Origin of the sequence: Pseudobacteriovorax antillogorgiicola, assembly GCF_900177345.1 — a bacterium.
Classification (GTDB): domain Bacteria; phylum Bdellovibrionota_B; class Oligoflexia; order Oligoflexales; family Oligoflexaceae; genus Pseudobacteriovorax; species Pseudobacteriovorax antillogorgiicola.
Genome location: NZ_FWZT01000001.1, coordinates 144,841 through 168,794, shown reverse-complemented (window position 1 = coordinate 168,794; position 23,954 = coordinate 144,841). Strand labels below are relative to the sequence as shown.

The following is a 23,954-nucleotide window of genomic DNA, read 5'->3' as shown; positions in this document are numbered from 1 at the left end:
ACTGAAACCCGCCTCTAGAAAAGCTTTTGGCTATCGAGCATAATTGTTACAGGGCCGTCATTGATCGATGCGATGTTCATGTGGGCCTGGAATCGACCAGTTTCGATCTTCAAGCCACTTGCTTTAAACTCAGTAACAGAAGCTTCATAGATTTCTTTGGCACTTACAATAGGTGCTGATTGATTGAAGCTGGGGCGTCTTCCTTTCCGACAATCCCCATACAGAGTGAATTGACTCACTAGCAGAATTTCAGCTCCTAGGTCGGCGGCGCTAAGGTTCATATTGCCGTGATCATCATTGAAAATCCGAAGATTAACCACTTTATCTCGGATGTATGCAATGTCTGATTGCTTGTCATCCTGGCCAATACCTAAAAAGACCAGCAATCCTTGTGCAATGGACCCAACCGTTTTTCCCTCGACGGTCACAGATGCCTCTTTGACTCTTTGAACGACTGCTCTCATGGATGTTGCCTCTCTATCATGGAACCAAAATTCCTATAGGATCAGGAATTAAATTTAGCTAGGTTACACGTGACGGTCAGGCGATTCAAGGAACTCAGGCTGTCATTGCGTGTTTAAAAACTGAAGGAGAGTCGAGGTGGGACGTACAAAACGTAGAATTTTAACAGTGGTCATGGACGGAGTTGGCGTTCGAGATAGCGACTACGGTAATGCAGTGAAGCTAGCGCGCACACCATTTCTTGATCGCCTCAAAGACCGTGCTCTTTACCGTACCTTAAAAGCTCATGGCACCTATGTGGGTCTGCCCAGTGACGGGGATATAGGTAATAGCGAAGTTGGTCATAATGCCTTAGGAGCTGGCAAGATCTATGATCAGGGTGCCAAGCTTGTAGCGAACGGCATTCAAGATCGTACGATGTTTGATGGAGAAGTCTGGCGGAGTATGATGGCCCAGGTGAAAGAAGCTTCGTCTACCCTCCACATGATAGGTCTGCTATCCGATGGCAATGTTCATGCGCATCAAGATCATGTTCACGCCATGCTTGAGGAAGCTAAAAAGGCAGGGGTAAAGAAAGTCAGGCTTCATGTCCTACTAGACGGTCGGGATGTGGGAGAGAAAACTGCCGAAACCTATATTGATCGCCTGGAAGAAAAGATGTCAGCCATTACAGCGAGTGACTTTGATGTCAAGGTAGCCTCTGGGGGTGGCCGAATGACCACGACAATGGACCGCTACGAAGCGGATTGGTCCATGGTGGAAAGAGGTTGGCATGCCCATGTTCTTGGTAAGGCCGACCAGCAGTTCCCGTCATTGCCTAAGGCGATTGAATATTTTAGGTCTGAAACTGATACAATCGATCAATATCTTCCGCCCTTCGTGATAGTAGAAGATGGCAAACCCGTTGGGACGATTGAGGATGACGATGCGGTTATTTTCTGGAATTTTCGTGGTGATCGAGCCATAGAGATCTCTCGGGCATTTACCGAGGATGATTTGGATAGCTTCGATCGGGTGCGGTTCCCGAAAGTGAACTACGCTGGGATGATGGAGTATGATGGCGACCTGCACATTCCTTCGCAGTATCTCGTTCAGCCTCCTGCTATTGATGGAACTTTAGGGGCATCCTTAGTGAGTCAAGGAGTAACCCAGTTTGCCTGTAGCGAGACTCAAAAGTTTGGTCATGTAACTTATTTCTGGAATGGTAATCGCTCCGGCTACTTCGATAAGTCCATCGAAGAGTATGTGGAAATTAAGTCAGATAATATTCCTTTCGACCTAAAACCGTGGATGAAGGCAGCAGAAATCACCGATGAAACCGTCCAACGCTTGATGAAGGGCTCCTTCGATGTAGGGCGTATTAATTATGCCAACGGTGATATGGTAGGACATACAGGCAACCTAGAAGCCAGCATCATTGCAATGGCTACTGTCGACTTACAAATTGGTCGGCTGATGAAGGCCTGCGACAAGACGGATACGATACTTATGGTCACCGCAGATCATGGAAACTGTGATGAGATGTTTGATACCAAGGATCAAAGCTCAACAGATCCAAAGTGGCTACTTAATCTAGACCAGAATCGACCCAAGGCAAAGACTTCTCATACCCTCAATGAAGTGCCGCTCTATATCTACGACCCCAAAGGTGTTTCGGACTACGAGCTTCACACAAATAACCAGGCGTCCATTGGCAACGTTGCCTCCACAATATTGAGTCTGGCAGGCCTTCCAGAGCAAGATGAGTACCTACCAAGTCTCCTCAAGGTGAAATCATGAGTCAGGAATGGCAAGATCGACTAGGTGAAGATCTTTCACAGGCGCCAGATCACTTCAAGAAGCTTATTGAAGTGATTGCCAAGCTAAGGCATCCCCAAGATGGTTGTCCCTGGGATCTAAAGCAGGATCATCGTTCTCTGCGACGATTCATGATTGAAGAGGCTTATGAAGCGGCTGAGGCCATGGCAGGTGACGATTTTGATCACCTGCGGGAAGAACTGGGAGATGTGTTGTTGCAAGTGGTGCTCAATAGCCAGCTCTTGCGTGACTCGGGTGAAGAGGGGATCACTTCTGTAATAGAGTCCATCACCGATAAAATGGTGCGGCGCCATCCCCATGTCTTTGATGAGAGTAGCGGTAAGCTAACGGAAGATGAGGTCAAAGCTAACTGGCAGAAAATTAAGAGTGAAGAAAAGCCAGATTCGGTGGAGCACACCTTCGCCAATGAGGAGAAGGAAACCTTTCCTGCATTGATGCAAGCTTACAAGATTGGTAAACGGGCTGAAAAGGTGAGGTTCGACTGGGCTGATGCAGAGCAGGTTTGGCAGCAGCTGAGTTCTGAGTTAGAAGAATTAAGAATCGAGATCGACAGGGGAAATCAGCAGGCCATTGTTGATGAGATGGGGGATGTTTTTTTCTCCCTAGCCCAGTTATGTCGTCACCTGAAGGTTGACCCCGAAGTGGCTGCAAGCCAGGGTAATCAAAAGTTTCTGCGTCGCTTTCGTGTTATTGATGGTTTGGTGCAAGCTCAAGGCAAGTCCTTGTCAGACCTTGACCTTGAAGAGATGGAAGAGTTTTGGAAGAGAGCTAAGCAGATCGATAGAAACAGATAAAAAAAAGGCTGCCTATTAGAGCAGCCTTTTAAAAGTCAGATTGACTTAAGAATTACTTCTTCTTCACATCTGCTTTGAACTCACCTTTCTGAGCCTTATTAAGGACAGCAGAAAGTCGTGCAACCTTGCGAGATGCGTTGTTCTTGTGAAGGATGCCCTTGCTAGCTGCTTTAGTAAGAGCTTTTTGTGCAGCTACGAACAACTTCTGAACGTTCTCGCCTTGCTCGCCGCCTTCAGCAGCGTTGCGGAAGCTCTTAACAGCAGTTCTTACCGATGAAAGGTAAGAGCGATTTCTGTCGCGCTTAACAGCGTCAGAACGAATTCTCTTTTTTGCTGATTTATGATGTGCCACTTTGTTTCCTCAATTTATCTTAATTGCTGGAGCCAGCTTCGATTTTCTTTTTGATTCTTGCTTTCAATTTACGACGAGAAATTTTACGTCTCATCTTTAGCGTTCTACGGTTGTCGCCGCGACCCATATCATTCTCCCTATTACTTCAGTTTAATGCCGTTCTTACGTGCGTAAGCGTCTAGTCCAAGCTTGTCGATAGTGCGAATTGTTGAGGTGCAAACCCTCAGAGTTACGAACTTGTTAAGCTCGGGCGACCAAAACTTCTTCTTTTGAAGGTTAGGAAGAAAGCGGTGCTTTGATTTGATGTTCGAGTGAGAAACGCGGTTTCCGACTAGAACGCCTTTTCCAGAAAGTTCACAACGTCTTGACATGATTATTCTCCCCTTTGCTCTTTTGGTGCGTCGGAAGCCTTGTTGTCGCGGTCTCCGCTAGGACGATCACGATCAGAACGATGCTGAACCTTACGAGCTGTGCCGATTGCAGATGTAGCAATTGCAGACATCTCAGTTGCAAAGTTTCGCTCTTGACGGTGTGCTAGTGAGTAAGGAAGCAATGCTAGGTAGCGTGCTCTCTTAACTGCGGTACAGATAGCGCGTTGCTGACGAGCTGTAGCACCAGAGATTCGGCGAGGGATGATCTTGCCGCGATCGGTGATAAATCGGCGTAGAACTTCCGGTTTTTTGTAGTCGATCACAATGCTGGGATCGAGTGTCCGCTTGCGGCGGAACAAAAGTCTTCTTTTTCTCTTCGCGTTAGCCATGAAGCCTCCAGTTAGCGATCAGATACCCTAAATGCTTTCCCCCAACGATTTCAGTTTTCTGAACGGGTATCCCATCTTAATTTGGGTGGGGAAAAATAACTCAAAAAGTCGCATTAGGCAAGCTATTTAGACAAATACGCCAGTCCCTCCACCAGAGGCTATCAAGTGGTTTTTATATCGCATAAAAAAGGCTAAATTGACGCATTAATATCTAACTAGTCGCCTAAAGGCTTTCTTGATAAAACAGAGCAGTCCTGATGGCAAGCAATATTTGCCAAGTCATGACCACCGGAAGGAAAGTTAGCTATATGTCCGAACAAATTCTGCTAGAGATAGCAGTGGATACTCCTCTCGCCCGGACGTTTACCTATTCCCATCAAAACGAGATTCCCCCTGGTTGTCGGGTGATGGTGCCATTTGGTAAACAAAATCGACGTGTTATAGGTGTGGTGCTGGGTCGCTCCCAGACTGAAGGCCTTGTGGCATCCAAGATTAAGGGAATCATCGAGCGATTGGATCAGGAGCCAAGCCTATCTCCCGTGATGCTGCGCTTGGCGCGTTGGCTGGCCGATTATTATTTTCATAGCATTGGCGAAGTTCTACGGGCCATGATGCCGGCAAGTAGCAAGGTGAAACAGAAAATTGCTTGGCATCTTACGGCTGAGGGTAGAAAAGCTTGGGAGGTTGATGACCACCCACATCACAAGGTCGTTCGGCAGGTTTTCGTGCGGCGTAGTCCCTTGGCCGATGGAACATTTACCAAAAAAATTAGTGCTATAGATTCTCTAGGGCCAAGTGCTGCGGGAGCCAAGAAGAAGATGGTTTCACTAGGATTGGTGGAGCGCGCGGATGAGTCTAAAGTGAAGCCTACCCTTGTTCAAAGTCATCAGCAAGATTTGCCAACAACTCCGGAACCGCCTAAAAACCTAACCGTCAAGCAGACCGAGGTATTTTCGCGGCTTCAGGCTGCCATGAAGGCTGAGAAGAAGAAAGCTCAAGTTCTATGGGGAGTTACCGGAGCTGGTAAGACAGAAATCTACCTGCAGCTGATTGCTGATTGTTTTCGATTCCACAGGGATTCCCAGGCCTTAGTTCTTGTCCCAGAAATTTCACTGACTCCGCAGATGACGATGATCTTCGAACGCCGCTTTCCTGGCTTAGTGTCCGTGGTCCATTCAGCACTCGATCAAAAGGAGCGCTGGCATCGCTTGGAGGCGATTCGCACAGGGGCGGCTCGTATCCTTGTTGGCCCGCGATCTGCCGTATTTGGTCCATTTCGGAACTTGGGGCTAGTAATCTGCGACGAGGAGCACGATTCGAGCTACAAGCAATCAAGCGGCCTTCAGTATCATGGGCGAGATGTAGCGGTCCTTCGAGGGCAGATGGAGCAGGCTCTCGTTGTTCTCGGTAGTGCGACGCCGTCGATCGAAACTATGGCTAATGTCAGATCTGGTAAGTACGAGATTTTGGAGCTGCTTGAGCGAGTGCATCAGAGGGCATTACCAGAAATCACAGTGCTAGAGCAAAAGGCTCAAAAGCGTCGCGGTCAAACGATCCGTGCAGGTCTCGATGAGGGTGAAATTCCTGTTCATGAAGATGTTATAGCTGAACTGAGGCAGAACGTAGAGAAGGGCGAGCAATCCATTGTGATCGTCAACCGCCGAGGCTACGCTTACTTCTTATTTCATCCCGCGAGTAAAAAGACTGTTTCCTGTCCTCAATGCAGTGTTAGTCTGACAGTACATAAGAAGTCTCAGACCCTTAAATGTCATTACTGCGAATATCAGAAAAGCCTGAGTGCTTTTATGGGTAGCGACGATGAATACTTGATAGTTGGTTATGGCAGCGAGCAAGCGGAATCGTTTCTGAGGCGTCAGCTCCCGGGAGCGCGGGTCGTGCGAGTCGACTCGGATACGGTTGCCAAGAAAGGGGCTCTAGAAGACATCCTTAGGGACTTCCGCCAGGGCAAGATCGATATTTTGGTAGGCACACAAATTTTGGCCAAGGGTCATGACTTTCCCAATGTTACTCTAATTTGTCTGCTAGAAGTGGATCAAATGCTTCAGCTACCAGATTTTAGGGCGGGAGAGCGAGCATTTCAGTTGATGGTACAAGCTGCAGGTCGCGCTGGGCGTGCTGAACTTTCAGGGCGAGTTTTGTTGCAAACTCAGAAGGCAGATGACCCCATTATTCGCTTTGCAGTTGCGCAGGACTACCGAGCCTTTGCGGAGTTTGAACTAGGTTTTCGTGAGGCACATCAGTTTCCACCATTCTATAAGATGGTTCATATCGAGTTTAATTCGCCTGAAGAAGCGCGTCTTGAAGGAGTCGTGTCGGGACTCCAAGACCTGATTCAAGAAATGCTGCGGAGGCACGAAAGCTACCGGCGAAGTTTATCCATCTTAGGACCAATTGCACCGCCTATAGAAATGATCCGTGGGCGGATCCGCCGCTCGCTAATTTTGACGTCAAAGGAACCGAAAGACTTATGGAGCGCCACCCGCTTCATCCAGTTGTCTTGCTCCCGTCTGCCATCCGATGTAAGAATGAAGATTGACGTTGATCCTCAGTCGATTCTTTGATGACAATAAGTGGATTCACGTTTCTTTTTGGAAGGCCTCGTAATACAATAACTTGGCAGAGCCTAAGAGGCTGTCTGAAGGGCCCTAGATCACGATAAAGCCCGAAGCTGAGTTGTCTTGAGAGGCTGCCTAAAGGGCCCTAGATCAAGGCTTGGTGACGATAAAAAACTAGAGTTTGGCAAGCTAAATGAGGTTTTTTATCGAGACATAACGCAGAGGTTGGACGTTTCAGACAGCCTCTTAATGCATTTAATGATGAGGAAATATATGGAAGTCAATGAAGTCGGACTCGAGCAGCTACCCTCTTTCCAAAGTGAATCGAAGCTCATCGAAAAGAGAACTATCTTTGTTTCCGAGGGCATTAACTCCACCGTTGCCAAGCGTGTGATCAATCACCTCTTGGCAATGGAAGCTCAAGACAGCTCACAGCCCATCTATATGTATCTCAACAGCCCTGGTGGTGAGGTGAATAGCGGCTTCGCAATCTACGATACGATGAGATTCATCAAGTCAGATGTGCGGGTGGTTTGCACCGGTCTATGCGCCAGTATTGCGACAATCATGCTCCTCGGAGCGGAAAAAGAACATCGCTATGGTATGCCTAATTGTAAGTACTTAATCCACCAGCCTCTGATTGGTGGTCATGTTCAAGGCCAAGCGTCAGATTTGGAAATCACTGCTCGGGAAATTATCAAAACCCGAAAAAAAATCAATGACTTACTTTCTGAGGAGTGTAGTCAACCATTCGCAAAGGTGGAAGAAGACACCACTCGCGATTATTGGATGAACTCTGATGAAGCTCTTGAGTATGGCTTGATTTCAAAAATAGTTTCCAAGATTGATGATTTAGGCTAGATCTCACATCCATGTACCAACGTGGATGATGGAGCCAACGATCAATACGCATCTTCCGAGGAGTTCCAGACTCCTCTTTTTTCTTGCCTTCGTCATTTACCCAAGTTAGTGAGTCAATGTGATTAAGTTGTATTTGAAGCAACATTGGGGAAGCATTCTGATTGCCACCCTCTGCTCCTTATTATTAGGCCTAGTTTCCACAGTTTTATTTTCTCTGGTGGGTCCAGCGCTGCAAATCATCATTGAGCCTCAGTTAACCCAAGTCTCCTGGCAAGAGCTACTGGGCCCTTATCTAGGCAACCTATTAACCGAACTAAGTGGAACCGATCATGTAAAAGCGGCAAAGCTCTGGCAGCTCCTGCCTTACCTCTTGATTGGCCTTGCTGGCCTGAGAGCGCTATTTGCAAGTAGTCAGTGGTTTCTTTGGGAGCGGACAAGTGAAAAAATTGCTGCCAGCATGCGATCCCATTTGGTGAAGGCCTATATTAATTTGAAACCTCAGGCTAGCTATGAGAACGAGTCGTTCGATCAGAAGCTGTCCAGTATATTGACCACCGACGTGAAGATGACTCGCGAATACCTGATTCACTTTTACGGGGGCTTGCCACGGGAGTTGATCCAAGTTCTCCTTTATCTGGTGACTCTGGTCCTACTCTCGCCCAAACTTTTTCTCATATTTATTTTGGGTATTGGCCCAGCGGGAGTGCTTATCTCGCGGCTTGGTAAGAAGATCCGGCGTCGTTCAGCGAAAGCGCTCGATAACTTCGGGCAGTTGAGCGAGTGGCTGCAACAGCGGTTGATGGGAGTGGAAACCATTAAACAATATCAAACAGAGGAACGTGAAGTTGCCAGTCTAGTGGACCTCACTGAAGAGCTGAACAGGAGATTCTTGAAGACTATAAGAGTTAAAGCCCGCACCGCTCCCATCATTGAAACCATAGCAGTTGGAGCTATGGTTGGAGTCCTTTTTATCGCCTTGGATATGGTATCTGAGGGCACTGCTACTGGCAGCGTGTTGATGTCATTTTTTTCCATTCTAGCGATTCTATCTCAATCAGCCTCCAAGCTTGGCCGCTACTATAACAGTAATCGCGAGGGTGGGGCTGCAGTAGAGCGTATTCAAGAGCTTCAAGGCTTTATGGATCAGAATCACCAAGCGGACATGAAAGTTGAGAATCATCAGGGAGTAGAAACTGTTGTTTTGGATCAAATCTCTCTCCGCTACCCAGGGCAGGAAACTCCTGCTCTTGATGAAGTTTCTAGTAAATTCTACCAGGGTAAGATCTATTGCCTGTGTGGGCCATCAGGTGCAGGCAAGAGCTCATTGTTTTCAGCCTTACTGGGTCTTGTGGAGCCCGACTCGGGAACCATCACCTACCGGGAAGGTATTCAAAGGTCTGACATTGGCTACTTGCCGCAGGCGATGTTTGTAGCGCCGACATCCCTGGGTGAGAATATTTCATATCCTGAAAAAAATCCATCACCAGCCGCTTTGCATAAGGCCCTGGTCGATGCCGCTGCCGACGAACTTGCTTCCAAACTCGATGGGGATTCAAGCAAGGAGGATTCTTTAGAAGCTGAGCAGCTTTCAGGCGGCCAAATTCAAAGGGCCTTCATGGCCAGAGTCTTCTATCATCACTTTCCTGTGGTTTTGATCGATGAAGGTACGTCGGCCGTCGATCCTGAGAATGAGGCAAGGATCTATCAATCCATGCGGCGCCTTGCGGATGATGGGGCATGTGTAATCATGATAGCCCACCGACATTCTGGTATCCAGCTTGCGGATGAGGTGCTCTACCTAGAAAAAGGGAAGCTGGTGGCTCAAGGCGGCTACCAGGAGCTGAAACAGTTGGAGCAGTGCTCAGAGCTGTTTCAGCGTGATAGCTTCTAAGGAGCTCGAAAACTCATCACTACCGGATGGAGCTTTCGAGTGTTTCGCTAGAGATTTAGTTCTTTAAGCTTCTGAGTTAGAACTGGGACAGCTTCAAAAAGGTCAGCTACAATTCCATAATCAGCGACAGTGAAAATAGGGGCGTCGGGATCGGTGTTGATTGCAACGATCGTTTTAGACGTTCTCATACCTGCCATGTGCTGGATGGAGCCACTGATTCCACATGCGATGTACAGGTTCGGGTTCACTGTTTTACCAGTTTGTCCAACCTGCATATCATGAGGTGCATAACCTGAGTCAACCGCAGCACGAGATGCTCCCACGGTAGCGCCAAAAGTTTCAGCACACTCTTCAAGTATTTTAAAGTTCTCGGCAGAACCCATAGCGCGGCCACCGGAAATAATGAGGCTGGCTTCTGTGAGGTCAGCTTTTTGGCTGGCGCCTTTGCGAACTTCCACAGTTTTAATCTTTGCTTCCGGTAGACTTACATCGAGAGCCTGGGCGGTAGCAGATCCCTGATCATTCTTTTCAGCAGCCATTGAATTGGGACGTAGTGTAGCAAACTTGATGCCATCACCCGCAAATCCAAATTTGCCAAGGCATTTACCAGCATAGAGTGGTTTGGTAGCTACGAGCTCTCCGCCAACGTCTTCGATTTTAACCACATCGGTGAGAAGTCCAGAGTTGTTGCGAGCGGCAAGTCTCGGGAAAAGGTCGCGGCCCATAGGGGATGCTGATCCTAGGACTAAGTCAGGCTTAAAGCTATCGATTGCTGTCTGCACCGCAGCTGCATAGTTCATCACGTTATAAAGAGATAAGTCGATATGACTCGCTACAAAAACTTGGTCGGCACCGTAGCCAGCAAGTTCGCTGACACAGCTGTCGACACCGTCCCCAACTATAACTGCTGAGACATCAGCAGCGTTTGGTGAGAGCTGGCGAGCTGCAGTTAGCAATTCGAAGCCGTTGTTTTTAAGCTGGCCGTCTCTTTGATCGATATATACAAGAACTTTCATATGCGCTTTCCCCTTTATTAAAGAACTTTAGCTTCGTCGCGAAGCAGCTCGACTACCTTGCCAACCATGCTTGCTACATCATCACCCTGGAAGACCTGACCAGCAGGTTTCTCTGCAGGATACTCTAGCCCTTTTAGAACGACAGTATTTGATAAATCACTGGCATTGAGGCCTAGATCTGCAAGGCTTTTGTTATCGAACGGCTTGCGCTTGGCTTTCATGATGCCTGGCAACGAAGTGTATCTAGGGGTGTTGAGGGATTTATTCGCGCCGACTACCCCGGGGAGATTAAACTGGTGAACTTCTACCTGGCCGCCTTCCACTTCTCGTTCAACGGTGCAAGACTCGCCTTCAATAGTGACTTTGCCAGCAACGTTTACGTGGGGCCAATCGAGAAGTTCGGCTACCATCGTACCGACATGCATGTTGTCATCATCGATAGCTTGCTTGCCACAAAGAACAAGGCTTGCTTGCTCGCTTTCGACCACTGCTTTCAGTACCTTGGCTACGGCTAGTGAATCAGCACTGTCAAGGCCGTCATTGCTGACGAGAACGCCGCGATCGGCACCCATTGCCAAGCCTTTGACAATAAGGTCCTTGCAAGACGCGTCACCAAAGCTGGCGATCACGACCTCGGCTTGCCCTACTTTTTCTTTTATTTGCAGAGCTTCTTCGATAGCAAATTCATCGTATGGGTTGATGATGAACTTTGTGTTACTGTGATCGATTGTCGCGCCATCTGAGGCGATCTCAATTTTGGTTTCGGTATCTGGGGTTTTTTTAAGCAGGACTAGTATCTTCATCAAGATCCTCTAGACAAGTTGTTAGTTTGTGCCTCCTAAGAGGCTGAGACTATCAAGTGGTCCTCATATAAGCAAGGAATCTAGTATCACGGCTGATGCAGTCGCGTCATCGCTGCCGCAACGCCTTGACCAAGTTCCTCGATCACATGAAAATCCTTCAGGGTGTACTCTAAGGCCGTGAGGCCAGCTAGCAAATCAAACATGTCAAATAATCCAAGGTGAGCGATTCGTACGATCTTCCCCTTAGCTTGATCTTGGCCGCCAGCAAACATCGCGCCGTAGCGCTCCTTGGCATGTTTAAGAAGAGCGACACCATCAACCTCTGCAGGGAGTGCTACCGCCGTGAGAGCTTGCGAGTGGTGACTCTTACTAAACAAAGAAAGCCCCCAAGTGGCGCTAGCCTCTCGGCAGGCTTCTGCAGCAGTTCTGTGGTATTGGTCGCAAGCTTCAACACCAATATCGTTGAGCTTGATGAGGGATACATTCAATGACCTGATCAGTGAAGTCGCTGGTGTCCAGGCCGTTGTTCCCGATTCCTGGCCTTTCCGTTCTCTATCTAAGTCGAAGTAGAACCGGCGGCGGGAGCTAAGCCGACCCCAAGCGCGATCTGATAGGGCAATGAAGGCAAGACCGGCAGGTGTTCCAAAGCCCTTTTGGCTGCCTGATAGGAGGCAGTCGATCCCCCAGTCAGTCATGGGTATGTGATGTGCAACTAGAGCACTGACGGCATCGACCACCAGGAGCGCATCGGATTCCTTATGGACCAAATCGGCGATGTCTTGGATTGGATGAGCCACTCCGGTACTTGTTTCGTTTGCCTGGACGAACACAGCTTTGAGCCCCGGGGTTTCTTGGATAAGGGTTTTCAAAGCATCGAGGTCAACCGTTTCGCCCCAGGTCAAGCGCATCTCCTTGACCTGGCAACCGTAGGCTTGGCCAAGCTTGGTCCAGCGTTCTCCGAATTTGCCACCATTGATGGCGATGATGGGATCACCTTCACCCGTCAAGTTCACCATGGCTGACTCCATGGCTCCTGAACCAGAGCTAGTTAAAATTAGCGGATCTTCAGGGGACTGAAAAAACGGTTGGAGACCCTTTCTAGCTTGCAATACCTCGGCCTTAAATTCAGAGGATCGATGATAGAGAGTTGTTTCAAGTCCGGCTAATGATGATTCCGCAGGAACTGGTGTTGGACCGGGGCAAAAGAGGCGGTTCCGAATGGGAGGCAGTGATCTCATAAAAGGCCCTCAAGCTGTCTATAAATGCTTCGAGGGTGAAAGTATCTAAATTATCGTCCCTGCCCAAGAGAAAACTAGCTTATGCAACTCAATCAAACTGTTTTAGGCTTCGACCTGGTGATAATTGCAGGAATGGGGATAGCAATCTTCTTGCCAGGGCGGAGACGTCGTGGGGATAGGTTGGGGTTCATCTTCATAATTTTTCGTAGAGGTACTTTGTAGCGCCTTGCGATGTGAGTCAGAGTTTCTCCACGGCGAATTCGATGCATTTTGACATCCTTGATTTCAAGGAATGCCAGAGTTGGTTTGATGGCCTCGAACTGCTGAACATAATTCTCTGGAATTCTGATTCTGTAGGGCTGCCCATCGATGCGATGAAGGGGTGGGGTAATACCTTTAATCAATTCCGGGTTCCACCTTTGAAGGTACTTTGCTGGAATATTAAGCTTTTGGGCCACGTCGCTGAGCTTTACAGGGCGATCAACCGTTACGGAAGCTCGGGGTGTGTAGTCATTGGCTGACGGGATGTAATAGAAGCCATACTTTTGCGGGTTTCGAGCTATATTTAGAGCCGCTAGCATTTTGGGAACGTAGTTTTTGGTCTCAGATCGAATGTATCTTGATTCTGCAATGGTCCAAAAATCTCGTGTCTTGAGTCGACGAATAGCCCGATTGATTCGGCCGGGACCAGCATTGTAAGACGCGATAGCTAAGTACCAGTCACCGAAGTCTGTATAGAGATCCTTGAGGTACTTGGCTGCTGCAACGGTAGACTTCACAGGGTCGCGACGCTCATCAAGCCAGTAGTTCACCCTGAGGCCGTAAATCCTCGCGGTACCGCTCATAAATTGCCAAGTCCCTGTGGCTCGCGCCCTGCTGTAGGCGCGATTGTTAAAGCCCGACTCAATCATGGCTAAAAACAGCAGCTCTTGAGGCATGCCGTCTTCTTTGAGAAGAGGTAGGAGAATGCCCTTAAAATTCTCACTTCGGACGAGCCACTTCATAAATGTAGATCGGCCTTCATTTTCAAAGTAATGAATCCAGCGATCGACTTTAGGGTTCCGCACCACTGGGAAGCTCTCGGAGGTCACAACTCCTTCAGAGTGGTCAAGGGCTATTTTTGCGTGGTGACGGACTTCGTGTTTGATCTTTCGTTTGAACTGCCGACGCTGACGCCAGCCACGAATGGATCTGAGTTCTTTCGAAGCCGCAGCACGGTAGTGCTTCTTAAGGTATTGGCCATAGATGCTGTCGGTACAGAATCTCTGGTCACGCTCCTTGGGAGGCTCAGGGACAAACGGCTCTGGGCTGGGTAGGGCGGCGGATTGCTGCCCAGCGGGGAGGTTCACAATTTTGGAAGATGGCGTGGTACACGAAGCACCCAAGAAAGAGGTCATGAGTAGGGTTCGTTTGAGCAAGACTATCTCCTAAAATCAACACCTGATGCAGTCATTATAAAGTAACGGGCCTAGTCGCGACAAATCAAGGTTTGGTCGTTAGCGTTCAACTCGCTTCGGAGAGGCGTTTGAAGGTCGCAGCCTTGTCCTGAAGTTCTTTTAGGCTCATGGAGCGAACGTAAACGTTCTTGTCGCTTTCGGGGTCTTCGGCTTTCTGGTTAGCAAGTTTAGCGAATGATCGGGCAGCTTGCTTGAGTGCCTGTTTGCGGATATCGGTGAAATCCTTGTATTTATCAAGTATTATCAGGGCCTTGTATGCGCAAGAATGAAAGCGCTCCTGCTTGCAGTAAAAATTCATCACGAAGACTTGGCTATCAGCAATTCTCTTCTTACCTAGCTTGATCTTTGATTTCGCATCTGTGCTATACTGGCTATTTGGAAATCGATTGACCAAGGTTTCCCATTCGGTCAGTGCTTTCTGTGTGAAGTCTTGTTCTCGGTCGATATCCTCGGGTGCTTCGATCCAATAGGACTCACCCACCCGGTACAGGGCAAAGTCAACTTTGGGGTGGCGCGGGTGAAGCTTGACAAATTGTTCGTAGGCGAAAGCGGCTTCCTGATAATTGCCTAATTCGTAGTGACAATTTGCCATCATAAGTTCAGCCTGCGTGGTGTGCTTTGAATACGGGAAACGTGACCGAAACTCGCCGAGCTTCTGTAAAGCGATGTCATATAGACCGTCTTCATAAGGCTCAGAGGCTCGTGCAAAGACATCTGCTGGATCCTGAGGGTTAAAACTCTTCTCTTGGCAGGCTTGAGAAAAAATTAGTAAAAACAGGATGATAAAAACCCGCTTCAGAGAATAATGTAGCATTTCCATATTGTACCCTTCAAATTCCAGTTTTATTTCCGATATAGTTTAAGAAATTGGTGGTTTCGGCTCCCTCGAAAACAGTCTAAAAAGCGCATTCGGTATCCGAGAGTATTACAAGTTGATGATTGATTTGTCAGCTTCTGAATCCTACAAAGTGGATAGAAATGACATACAAAGAACAAACAGTCAGCTTCAATGGGATTCCACGTCCCAATCGTAAGTGGTTTTTGATAACCCTCGTCATCTCGGCACTTTTGCACCTTTTCTCGTATGTTAACGTCTCCAATTTCGCTGGCTCTGTCAAAGGAAAACGGCTCGCACAGCAGCCAAAACAGGATTCGAAAGTGAAAATCCGCGTGGTGCCCAAGCCTGCGCCAGACTCTACTTTGCCTAAGAAAAAAATTATCGAGACCAAACAGGCCGAAACGGCCAAGCCTAAAGATGCGAAATATCTAAGTAACCAAGATCACATCGCCAAGAAAGAAACTAAGACATCTCGGCCAAGTTCGATCAACGACCAGGAGGTCGGGCAGGGTGGTAGTGCGAAGAAAGCGACCTCTGCCAGCAAGCAACAGCCTGCAGACAAGGTGGTTGGCAAGAAAGAGATGGCGCCAAGATACGGTGTGGGGGCAGGGTTACCAAAGCCAAATGGAAAAGACAGCCGTTACCAATCCCTTCTACCAAAGGCCCAGGACTTAGTAGCGGCCCGAGAAGCTGGGTATCAGGATTATATCGATGAAGAGTTGGACATCGGCGATCGTATTGATTTGACGACATCAAAGTATCGCTTTATCGGTTATTTTACAGGCCTTCGCAAGGGGTTTAGCCAGACCTGGGTCTACCCGTCAGAAGCAGTCCGACGGGGCTTGCAAGGCGAGGTTAAAGTAGAATTTACGATTGCCAAAGATGGCCAGCTAGAGCGGGTCAAAGTTTTGGAAACCTCAGGTCATGACATACTCGATGATGCGGTTCTCGATGCGGTTAAGCTCTCCTCGCCTTATGCACCTTTGCCGGATGGCTTTGGGAAAGAAAAGCTCACCATTGTATATTCATTCTTCTACAGGCTTCGTGGTTTCGGAGCCTTCTAGTCAAGCCGTTCAAATGTATCCCATCTCCTATGTGGTAATATGGGGATATGACAACTCGATTGACCATCGTTGCACTGATTTCGCTAGCTATCATCATTCCTGTTTTGTGTGTGAGCTGGGGGTATCGTCTATGGAAATCGGACTTGTCTCTACAGAAGGCGTTCTCCTTAGAGCCTAAGTATGGTGTTTTAGTTTTAGATCGCAATGATGAGATCCTGGGGCATCGGGGGCTAAGGAGGCATCGAGCTCCGTCTCTGAAAGAACTACCTCTTCATGTTCCTGCTGCGTTTATTAGTGCCGAAGATCGATACTTCTACGAGCATCATGGATTTTCCTGGAGGGGTATGCTGCGCTCCGCATGGGTTAATCTCATGGCGATGCGGTTCAAACAGGGGGGATCTACCATCACGCAGCAGTTGGTTCGGAATATAATAGAGCGACGCGAAAAAACCCTATCTCGCAAAGTTTCTGAAATCGTTATGGCGATCTTTTTAGAAAGACAGCTCGATAAACCATCAATCCTTTCGCTCTACCTTGACCGAATATATTTTGGTTCAGGTTTTCATGGTCTAGGTGCAGCGGCCCAAGGCTACTTTGGAAAGCCAGCTAAAGACCTTTCCATAGCAGAATCTGCCTTGCTAGCAGCTATTGTAAAAGCGCCAGCTCGCTATGCTCTAGACGATGAACGATCCTATCGTCGGGCTATCGATCGGCAGCGCTACGTTCTTAGGCGGATGCTTGAAGATGAGTGGATCAAGCAGGAGGATTATCATCAAGCCCTGGCCGAAGCCCCAAGAGTTCAGTCGCTCCAAGCTCGTTGGCAGACCCATGGTTTTTCCGTAGACTGGGCTGTCTTGCAAGGGAGTAGGCTAGGGTTTGATTCAGGCCAGGACAGGTCGCTTACCATTCAAACGACAATTGATAGGTCATTGCAGGAAGAGCTATTTTCGAGGCTAAAGAGGATCAGTAAAGGGCAACCGCCTGATCTGGAATTTGCCTGTATGGTACTAGACTCCAAGACTAGCGAAACTCTCGCTGTTCTTGGAAGCCGGAGCTATAACCAGTCCCAATTCAATCGCAGTTATCAGAGTAGAAGGGCAGTAGGAGGCCTCATGCTTCCTCTTTTAAGAGGTATAGGGCTAAAGTTCAATATTTCGTTTCCCTTTTCCAACGCAAGTTCATTTGACTCGTGGCAGGTCGAGCAAGGCCAGTTGCCTTTTGAAGCTGGGGCGGCGTTGAGTCAAGTGGGTCTAGGAACTCTCAGGCAAGAATTACTCAGACTCAAGTGGCCTCACAGACTAGCCGATTGGAGTTTTGTTCTTGGTTTCCAAGCCCTTAGTCTGGAAGAGGTTCTTAGCTATTTTTCTGCCTTTAGAACCGGGCAATACAGAAGACCGTATCTTATTCGTCAGATTGCATATGATTCAAGTCAGGTTTTTCAAAAGCGCCATCGCTCGGTCGCCATTTATGGCAATCAACGGGCCAAGCTCTTTAAAAGATATATCGCTATGAGCTCGCCTGCTTGGTTAAAGGGCGCTCCTACTCCTGCAATTGCAGCGATCACCGACGATCGGCAGAACGCATGGTTGCTCTTGTTGGGGAAGCGTTTCCTGCTGGGGCTATGGGTTGGAGTTGACTCTGGGCAGGGGGGGCATAGCCCTGATCTGTTTCGAGAGGTTTTAACGTCTGCCCATCGAGAATTGTCAAAAATCATAACAGGTGAGTCATTTGGGGAGGATTCATCTAAAGAAGGGCTACATTTTTTCTGGAGTCGGGAACTAAGCTCCAAGGATAATGATGTATTTTTACCACAAATCGCTCGTAGTAAGGCTTTTGGTAGAGAGCGACATCGAAGCTCGTTGTAACTTTTTTTGACATCTAGACAGTGTGTAAACAATTTATTCAGTTCTCTGGCTTGAACTAAATAGCTAACTTTATTTATAATTAAATTATCGATCAAACTGGTACATAGGTTGCTCTATGTTAAGCGGAGTTAGGGGCAGTTGGGCGCCAAGACTTTAAGTCCTGGTGATTGCTGTCATTGTGTATCCCTCGTGTTGTTGAAGTGTGCTCCTTTTGTTGTTGTGTTGTTGCTTGTAAAGATGTTTTCCAACTGCTGCCTATCTCCTTTTTTAGTATGTGTAAACTTACTACATGACGAAAAAAAACTTAGCGATTACAATAATTTCCCTTCAAAATATCCGATCTTCAGTATAACAATAGATATGACAAAATATGGCAATTCGTCCTAGTTGGGAGTCGATCAAATGATGAAATCAACCAAGGTTTTGAGTCCTCAGATAGCCCAGGGTTTCTCTTCGAAGCGGAGTACATCGATCGATCGAAACATGCTCGACATGTTGAAGCAGATCAGCGATCCGAGCAGTGGTCTCGACTTTCAATCTGCGATTGAGGAGTACTCGCAAAAGATTTTGCATTCATTGAAAAACGCTCGCCAGTATTTAACCACACAGAATAATCAAGACCTAGAGCAAGCAGCCTTGGAGCTTTCGACCCACGCATTGCGAGTTGGGGCAGCGGGCATGCTCAAATCAGCCTTTGAACTGCAGAGTGTCGCTCGTTACAAAGACTTCGAGCAGGCTGAAGTGATTGTTCAAGACTTGGAATTAGAGTATCTTAATGTGCGTCGAGATCTGGAAAGTGTTATTTAGATCGTAGGTGTGCATTGTCCCTTGCAAAATCGAGTTTGTTATTCGCGCTTGGAACTTTTCTAAGCCGAATTAGTGGTCTCCTCCGAGAGTCAGTTCTTGGAGGAGTTTTTGGCGCTTCCGTTCTTCTTGATGCCTTTCTTATAGCATTTAGAATTCCCAACTTGTTTCGTGAGATGCTAGCCGAAGGGGCTTTGGGAAGCTCGTTCACCAAGGTTTACAGCCAGATATCGGAGCAGGATGAAGGGCGAGCGCGGGACCTACTTATTCAAGGGCTCTATCTTTTTACCCTAGTGTCCACAGTGTTCTGTTCTCTTGGGGTTCTCTTGGCTCCTTGGCTGGTGCAAGCTCTCACCCTTGATGTAGACCCAAGCTATCGGGATGCTCTGGTAACGAATGCGACGGGACTAACACGTTTGGTCTTTCCTTTTTTGGGGCTCGCGATGCTGAGTTCCATCATCATGGGGGCACTTCATCAAAAAGGGTCCTTTTTCATCAGTGCTGCTTCTTCCATCAGCTTGAACCTAGGATATATTCTAGGAGCTTTGCTTTTGGCCCGATGGTTTCAAGGTTGGGACCTGCCATGGTTGAGAGACAGTTTTGGTGATCCAGAAATCGTGGGCTTGGCTGTGGGAGTCATGCTTGGTGGTTTCACGCAACTAGTGGTTCAGGCTTGGGGTTGTCGGGAGCGCTTTCAAGGCTTTCGAACTGCGATCCTCGCAAAGTTCCCCTGGAGTCCAGATTTAAAAGCTGTGGTTAGCTTGATGATTCCGGCTTCGATCGCCGCCGGAGCAGGACCAATCAATGTTTTTATCAATACTAACTTTGCGACGTCTCTAGGTGAGGGGGCTGTCTCATGGTTGAACTTCGCCTTCCGCCTTCTACAGCTGCCGATTGGCCTATTTGGGGTAGCTATTGGGGTTGCAGTATTACCAAGTTTGAGTCGCAAGATCGCACAGAACAACCAAGAGGTTGGTCCTGATGTCATGGAGCAGTTGGAACAAGGCACAGGAATGGTGGGCTTTCTGATGCTGGCCTGCTTTGCATTTCTGCTCGTGAACCGCCAGGAAATCGTGGATTTACTTTTCCGATACGGGGCTTTTAGTGCGTTTGATGTTCAGCAGACGAGCGACGCCTTATTCGCCTATTCGTTTGGTATTTTGGCCTATGGCTTGATAAAAGTTCTGACATCGTTTTACTACGCGGTTGAGCGCACCAGTTATGCAATGAAAACGGCATTGCTTGGCATCGCCTTTAACTTTCTTGGTAACTACCTCCTTGTGGAGCGATTTGAGCACGTAGGGTTAGCAGCGACAAGCTCCATTACGTTGAGCTTGAATGCAACCTTTCTTCTATTAGGCCTGCTACCTTATCGACACATGATGAGTCACAAGCGCAACCTTCGCTGGCTTATTTGGTTTATGTTGGCCACGATTTTAGCAATCGGTGTTCAATGGGGGCTTAGTCAGTTTGCGCTCCAGCCCTACATACTGCCCCTTGGTAAAGTCGGCAAAATCATTTCGTTGCTTGCCAATGGCATCGTGGTGGCCCTCGTATTTGCGAGTCTAGCAAAGACCCTCTTAGGAGTCCCTTGGTCGAGCCTTATAAGGCAAATGAAAGGCTTAAGGCAGTAGGGCAACAAACTGGTCGAACGCCGTTTCAAAAGTCGACCGGGACACAGAGCACGTGAACTGACCATCCTTTTGGTAGACACTTCCGAGTTCCTCTAGGAGGATCCAGTGAATGGCACCATCTTTATTCTTCTTATCTTGGGTTAGTTTACCGTAAATTTGGGTCCTGGACTCTTGGCTTCTTAGGTCCCCTAACCCAAGATAAGTTTCAAGAACCTTTTGAGAAAGAAGTAGTTTTTGGTCTTTTAAAACCTGCAACACTTGATCTCGCGAATCTTGGCTTAGGACGCCTGCCTGATGGCTGAGTACAGCCATAAAACCTAACCCTATTCCAACGGCTTCCCCGTGGCGAAGATAGTCCTTAGGCCTGTTCTTGTGGGAAAGGGACTCGAGTCCGTGAGCAAAGGTGTGCCCCAAATTGAGCGATGCACGCCGGCCAATTTCTGATGGGTCTTCGCTTACGACACGGGCTTTAACTTCAATAATCTCTATCAAGATGTCCTGTAGTGATGGATCGTAGACTCCTGTGGGAATGGAGTTCAATAAACTTGCTTGCTTTACTAGCAGGCCATGCTTTACACACTCAGCGATACCGGATCGATAATCTCGAGGATCTAAGGTTTTGAGCCAGTCAGCCCACACCATGACTTCTTCAGGGAAGGCAAAACGTCCCAGTTGATTCTTGCCGTATGGCTCAAAGTTAACTCCCGTCTTGCCGCCGACACAGGCATCGACCATGGATAGTAGGGTTGTGGGTATTAGGTTGAACGGTCTTTCAGCTAATGCACAGGCAAACGCCACAGTATCACATAGAACTCCCCCTCCTACGATGGCTACCAAAGGCGTTGCTGTGTGTTTTCTAAGAAACTCAATCACAGTGGCTACTGTATCTAGAGACTTACTCAATTCATCAATAGCAATCCAGAGGTGGCCTGGGTGAGGTTTGAGACTCCAAGCCTCTGCGACATTCTGGTCGATAATTGCGACCTGGTCCAGAAACTGGGGTTGTTCGTCAACCAAACGAATCAAATAGGAACTCGATAGAGTCTGTGCTTTGGATGCTGAGTGCTCCACGCCACGGCGGAAGATGCAAGATGCTTGGATATAGGGGCTTTCATCAGAAACTTGAGAGAGGTCCCATCGAGTAAAGCGGTCGAGGCCGTGGCGAAACGCTTTGTGGAGCACTTGTAAGGTGCCGACAGGCCAGCAGAGGCGCTTTTCTAGAGGGCTGCTCTCCATAGGCGACGATTCCCAGAGGTGGTCCTTACTCGCCTGAGCCGGTGGGTCGGGCATTTCCCAAGTGATGGTTAACTCGTTTGTCATTGGCTTTTCCTATTGCCTGATTTCTCTCTCTTATCCGCCCTTGCTAACAGATCGATCAAAGGCGAACACTAAGTGTTCTTATCAAATTGACGATACTGTATAAAGAACCATCGCAGCAAGGTGAGTACATATGACCTCTAGGCCTCCTCGGTCCCGTGGCTCTCAATCTTTGAGGGATACCATCATTGAGTTGAAGTGCAAGAAAATGTCTCAGGATGCCGTTGTGGACTTGAGCACTTATCGACATATGAAAAAGAGAGCGCGAGAACGGCATATCCTTGTGGTGGACCAGGATGAGGTCACACGGAATGGTATGAAGCGATTTCTTGAAGGGGAAAGGTTCCGGGTTGAGCTGGCGGAGGATGCCATAACACTTTCCGAAGCCATCGAGCAAGGCAGCCTTGACATGATCTTTCTAGACATGGACCTCCCTTGGGTGAACGGAGTGGAGCTGTGTCAATTGATTAAGGGTCATCGAAGCTTACAAGGTGTGCCCGTGATACTTACTGGCAACGAGCAAGATTCAGGAACGATCCATCAAGCGTTTGCTGCCGGCTGCGACGAGTACTTAGTCAAACCTTTTGACGCTGAAAAAATGACAGAAGTTGTTCGGAAAGTATTTGGCGAAAATTCCTAAATTTTTTTGGTGCCAGAACTTGACAATAAAAAAACTTCCCTGTATCTATTGAGTCCTCTCGGATATTCCTCAGTAGCTCAGTTGGTAGAGCAGGTGACTGTTAATCACCGGGTCGGCGGTTCGAGCCCGTCCTGAGGAGCCATCTCCTTCTTCCCTTAAGAAAATTTTTTTCTACAATTTTAGCAACAATTGTCTAAGCTTTGGCCTAAAGAATCTTAGTTATCCAAGTTATTACAGCCAGATAGTGGTTGGGTCGGTGGAATAAGACTTGCATTTCTGACCTTGGCTGATCCTGAGCGGGTTGAGAAATGGAGAGCGTTTATGTCTTATCCAGCTGCGTACTGTGTGAAATGTAAAGCCCACACGAACACTTTGAATAAGCACTCAGTTGTTCTTGCTAACAACTCCCGGGCCCTTAGAGGTCAATGCCCGGTGTGTTTGTCTGAGAACTACCAGTTTCTTCCAGCAAAAGACAACTGGGCATTTATTAAAAGTGAGCATGGTTCTGCGAATGGTCGCACGTTGCTGCCCACGACGGTGGCAGCAAAAAAGATCAGTCATGGAACAACGTGGGGCCGATGGGCTGTTTATGCATTCTTTGTCATGTCATGCATTGCTTTCGGGTATGTCCTAAGTCTTCGCTTTTAGGTCTGAAAGCCGTGCGCTTTGGAGGTTGAAATATCTCGCTAGCATCTGAGATAATCGATGTTGACGAGTTCATTGGAACCAAGGTGCACGACCCCAGCATTACCACTTAATCACGCTTCCCGCCCAGGTGAAGCCAGCTCCAAAGGCGGCCATCAAAATGATGTCACCTTTTTTAACTTTCTCTTGCCGAACGCACTCGTCAAGCAGCATTGGAATCGATGCCGCTGAGCAGTTGCCATATCTCATGATATTATTGTGACATTTCTCCTCAGGTATCTCTAACATCGCCGCAACTTTCTCATTAATGCGAAGATTAGCCTGATGAAATAGGAAGTGGTCGATGTCAGCGAGTGTCAGATCATTTTTCTCAAGAGTTTCGTGAATGACTTCAGAAAGTCGTGTGACAGCATGTTTGAAAACATAGCGCCCTTCCATGTAGGGGAAGTGCTGGCGTTCTGCTTTGTGAGCTTCTGTGAGCCACTCACCGCCAGCTGTACCAGGGCGTTCAATCCACAGACGATTTGCAAACTCACCTTGTGAATGAAGGCTGCAATGCATGATTTGCGAGTCGTCATCAGAGGCTTCGATGATAGCTGCACCCGCGCCGTCACCGAATAACACGGTGACATCTCGCCCCTCGGTTGAGAAGTCTAGTACGGGGCTATGGGCTTCCGCTCCTACCACAAGAACGCGATTGTACTGGCCACTCTCAACAAATAATTTGCCGACATTAAGGCCGTAGATAAAGCCCGAGCACTGGCATTTTATATCCATGGATGGTGTGGTGCTTAGGCCAAGTTTGGCTTGGAGAACTGCGGACGATCCAGGAAATTGGTGATCCGGTGATAAGGTCGCGAGGAGTATCAGGTCAATATCTTCAGCTGAAACATTGGCTGCAGTCATGGCATTCTTAGCAGCCTCAAAAGCTAAGTCTGATGTGCCTATGCCTTCGACATGGTGCCGTTGCTCAATCCCCGATCGTTGTTTGATCCACTCATCGGAGGTATCCATTACAGCTTCTAGGTCTTTATTGGTTACAACTTTAGGTGGCACATACATGCCTGTGCCTGCAATCTTCGCTTTTCTTAATTGCGTCATATAGACATCCTTTCCGAA

General features: G+C 48.0%; 21 protein-coding genes, 1 tRNA gene and 1 pseudogene. 12 read left to right on the top strand and 11 right to left on the bottom strand.

All coding sequences use genetic code 11. The features are described from left to right. Nucleotides 1-14 precede the first annotated feature (14 nt). A complete protein-coding gene (dtd, locus tag B9N89_RS00840) occupies nt 15-464 on the bottom strand; it encodes a D-aminoacyl-tRNA deacylase (RefSeq protein WP_132314700.1) in 450 nt (149 codons plus the stop codon). A gap of 136 nt (nt 465-600) precedes the next feature. Between dtd and gpmI the strand changes: the two genes are divergently transcribed. Beyond that, on the top strand, nt 601-2,241 hold the full coding sequence (gpmI, locus tag B9N89_RS00835) for a 2,3-bisphosphoglycerate-independent phosphoglycerate mutase (protein WP_200820642.1): 1,641 nt from the start codon (nt 601-603) through the stop codon (nt 2,239-2,241). Continuing rightward, nucleotides 2,238-3,074 carry a nucleoside triphosphate pyrophosphohydrolase gene (gene mazG, locus B9N89_RS00830; protein ID WP_132314701.1) on the top strand — a complete coding sequence of 279 codons (837 nt, stop codon included), beginning with the start codon at nt 2,238-2,240 and terminating at the stop codon, nt 3,072-3,074. Before gpmI ends, mazG begins: the two co-directional genes overlap by 4 nt. A 52-nt stretch (nt 3,075-3,126) precedes the next feature. On the opposite strand, the gene rpsT is transcribed toward mazG, so the two are convergent. From rpsT to rpsR, 3 genes and pseudogenes are all read right to left on the bottom strand, one after another. Next, a complete protein-coding gene (rpsT, locus tag B9N89_RS00825; protein WP_132314702.1) occupies nt 3,127-3,426 on the bottom strand; it encodes a 30S ribosomal protein S20 in 300 nt (99 codons plus the stop codon). A gap of 140 nt (nt 3,427-3,566) precedes the next feature. Beyond that, nucleotides 3,567-3,797: a 50S ribosomal protein L28 gene (gene rpmB / locus B9N89_RS00820; RefSeq protein WP_132314703.1), complete on the bottom strand. Its 231-nt coding sequence runs from the start codon at nt 3,795-3,797 to the stop codon at nt 3,567-3,569. Between the two features lie 170 nt (nt 3,798-3,967). Next, nucleotides 3,968-4,186, bottom strand: a pseudogene (rpsR, locus tag B9N89_RS32350) (30S ribosomal protein S18); the annotation flags it as partial. 257 nt (nt 4,187-4,443) lie between these two features. On the opposite strand from rpsR, the gene priA reads away from it, so the two are divergent. The 3 genes from priA (at nt 4,444) to B9N89_RS00800 (ending at nt 9,514) form a co-directional block, all read left to right on the top strand. Continuing rightward, nucleotides 4,444-6,768 carry a replication restart helicase PriA gene (gene priA, locus B9N89_RS00810; RefSeq protein WP_132314705.1) on the top strand — a complete coding sequence of 775 codons (2,325 nt, stop codon included), beginning with the start codon at nt 4,444-4,446 and terminating at the stop codon, nt 6,766-6,768. Between the two features lie 267 nt (nt 6,769-7,035). Then, nucleotides 7,036-7,623: an ATP-dependent Clp protease proteolytic subunit gene (locus B9N89_RS00805; protein WP_159455054.1), complete on the top strand. Its 588-nt coding sequence runs from the start codon at nt 7,036-7,038 to the stop codon at nt 7,621-7,623. A gap of 118 nt (nt 7,624-7,741) precedes the next feature. Beyond that, nucleotides 7,742-9,514, top strand: coding sequence for an ABC transporter ATP-binding protein (locus B9N89_RS00800; protein ID WP_132314707.1), 1,773 nt, complete (start codon nt 7,742-7,744; stop codon nt 9,512-9,514). Nucleotides 9,515-9,561: 47 nt separating this feature from the next. Here the strand turns inward: B9N89_RS00800 and B9N89_RS31790 are convergent, their stop codons facing one another. The 5 genes from B9N89_RS31790 to B9N89_RS00775 form a co-directional block, all read right to left on the bottom strand. Then, nucleotides 9,562-10,530, bottom strand: coding sequence for an electron transfer flavoprotein subunit alpha/FixB family protein (locus B9N89_RS31790; protein ID WP_132314708.1), 969 nt, complete (start codon nt 10,528-10,530; stop codon nt 9,562-9,564). Nucleotides 10,531-10,547: 17 nt separating this feature from the next. After that, entirely contained in the window at nt 10,548-11,333 is a 786-nt protein-coding gene (locus B9N89_RS00790) for an electron transfer flavoprotein subunit beta/FixA family protein (protein WP_132314709.1), read from the bottom strand. Nucleotides 11,334-11,419: 86 nt separating this feature from the next. Further along, entirely contained in the window at nt 11,420-12,571 is a 1,152-nt protein-coding gene (locus B9N89_RS00785; protein WP_132314710.1) for a pyridoxal-phosphate-dependent aminotransferase family protein, read from the bottom strand. 92 nt (nt 12,572-12,663) lie between these two features. Continuing rightward, nucleotides 12,664-13,989: a lytic transglycosylase domain-containing protein gene (locus B9N89_RS00780; protein WP_132314711.1), complete on the bottom strand. Its 1,326-nt coding sequence runs from the start codon at nt 13,987-13,989 to the stop codon at nt 12,664-12,666. A gap of 85 nt (nt 13,990-14,074) precedes the next feature. After that, nucleotides 14,075-14,848, bottom strand: a complete 774-nt coding sequence (locus tag B9N89_RS00775; RefSeq protein ID WP_132314712.1) for an outer membrane protein assembly factor BamD — start codon at nt 14,846-14,848, stop codon at nt 14,075-14,077. Nucleotides 14,849-15,006: 158 nt separating this feature from the next. Here B9N89_RS00775 and B9N89_RS00770 point away from each other — a divergent pair, with 158 nt between their 5' ends. The 4 genes from B9N89_RS00770 to murJ all read left to right on the top strand — a co-directional run bounded on the left by B9N89_RS00770 (nt 15,007) and on the right by murJ (nt 20,233). Beyond that, complete coding sequence (locus B9N89_RS00770; protein WP_132314713.1) at nt 15,007-15,930, top strand: energy transducer TonB; 924 nt, start codon at nt 15,007-15,009, stop codon at nt 15,928-15,930. A gap of 47 nt (nt 15,931-15,977) precedes the next feature. Beyond that, entirely contained in the window at nt 15,978-17,795 is a 1,818-nt protein-coding gene (locus tag B9N89_RS00765) for a transglycosylase domain-containing protein (RefSeq protein WP_132314714.1), read from the top strand. Nucleotides 17,796-18,197: 402 nt separating this feature from the next. Then, nucleotides 18,198-18,602: a hypothetical protein gene (locus B9N89_RS00760; protein ID WP_132314715.1), complete on the top strand. Its 405-nt coding sequence runs from the start codon at nt 18,198-18,200 to the stop codon at nt 18,600-18,602. Nucleotides 18,603-18,616: 14 nt separating this feature from the next. Beyond that, nucleotides 18,617-20,233: a murein biosynthesis integral membrane protein MurJ gene (murJ, locus tag B9N89_RS00755; protein ID WP_132314716.1), complete on the top strand. Its 1,617-nt coding sequence runs from the start codon at nt 18,617-18,619 to the stop codon at nt 20,231-20,233. Here the strand turns inward: murJ and B9N89_RS00750 are convergent. Continuing rightward, nucleotides 20,222-21,553, bottom strand: coding sequence for a 3-dehydroquinate synthase (locus tag B9N89_RS00750; protein ID WP_132314717.1), 1,332 nt, complete (start codon nt 21,551-21,553; stop codon nt 20,222-20,224). The genes murJ and B9N89_RS00750 overlap by 12 nt on opposite strands. Nucleotides 21,554-21,683: 130 nt before the next feature. On the opposite strand from B9N89_RS00750, the gene B9N89_RS00745 reads away from it, so the two are divergent. The 3 genes from B9N89_RS00745 to B9N89_RS00735 all read left to right on the top strand — a co-directional run bounded on the left by B9N89_RS00745 (nt 21,684) and on the right by B9N89_RS00735 (nt 22,838). Next, nucleotides 21,684-22,190 carry a response regulator gene (locus B9N89_RS00745; protein ID WP_132314718.1) on the top strand — a complete coding sequence of 169 codons (507 nt, stop codon included), beginning with the start codon at nt 21,684-21,686 and terminating at the stop codon, nt 22,188-22,190. A 66-nt stretch (nt 22,191-22,256) separates the two neighbouring features. After that, nucleotides 22,257-22,332 (top strand) — tRNA-Asn (locus B9N89_RS00740). Nucleotides 22,333-22,511: 179 nt separating this feature from the next. Continuing rightward, the gene (locus B9N89_RS00735; RefSeq protein ID WP_132314719.1) at nt 22,512-22,838 is read left to right on the top strand and encodes a DUF5679 domain-containing protein; all 327 of its coding nucleotides are present in this window, start codon (nt 22,512-22,514) and stop codon (nt 22,836-22,838) included. A gap of 99 nt (nt 22,839-22,937) precedes the next feature. Here B9N89_RS00735 and B9N89_RS00730 read toward each other — a convergent pair whose 3' ends face one another. Then, nucleotides 22,938-23,936 (bottom strand): 3-oxoacyl-ACP synthase III family protein, encoded by a 999-nt coding sequence (locus B9N89_RS00730; RefSeq protein WP_132314720.1) that lies wholly within the window; start codon nt 23,934-23,936, stop codon nt 22,938-22,940. Nucleotides 23,937-23,954 lie beyond the last annotated feature (18 nt).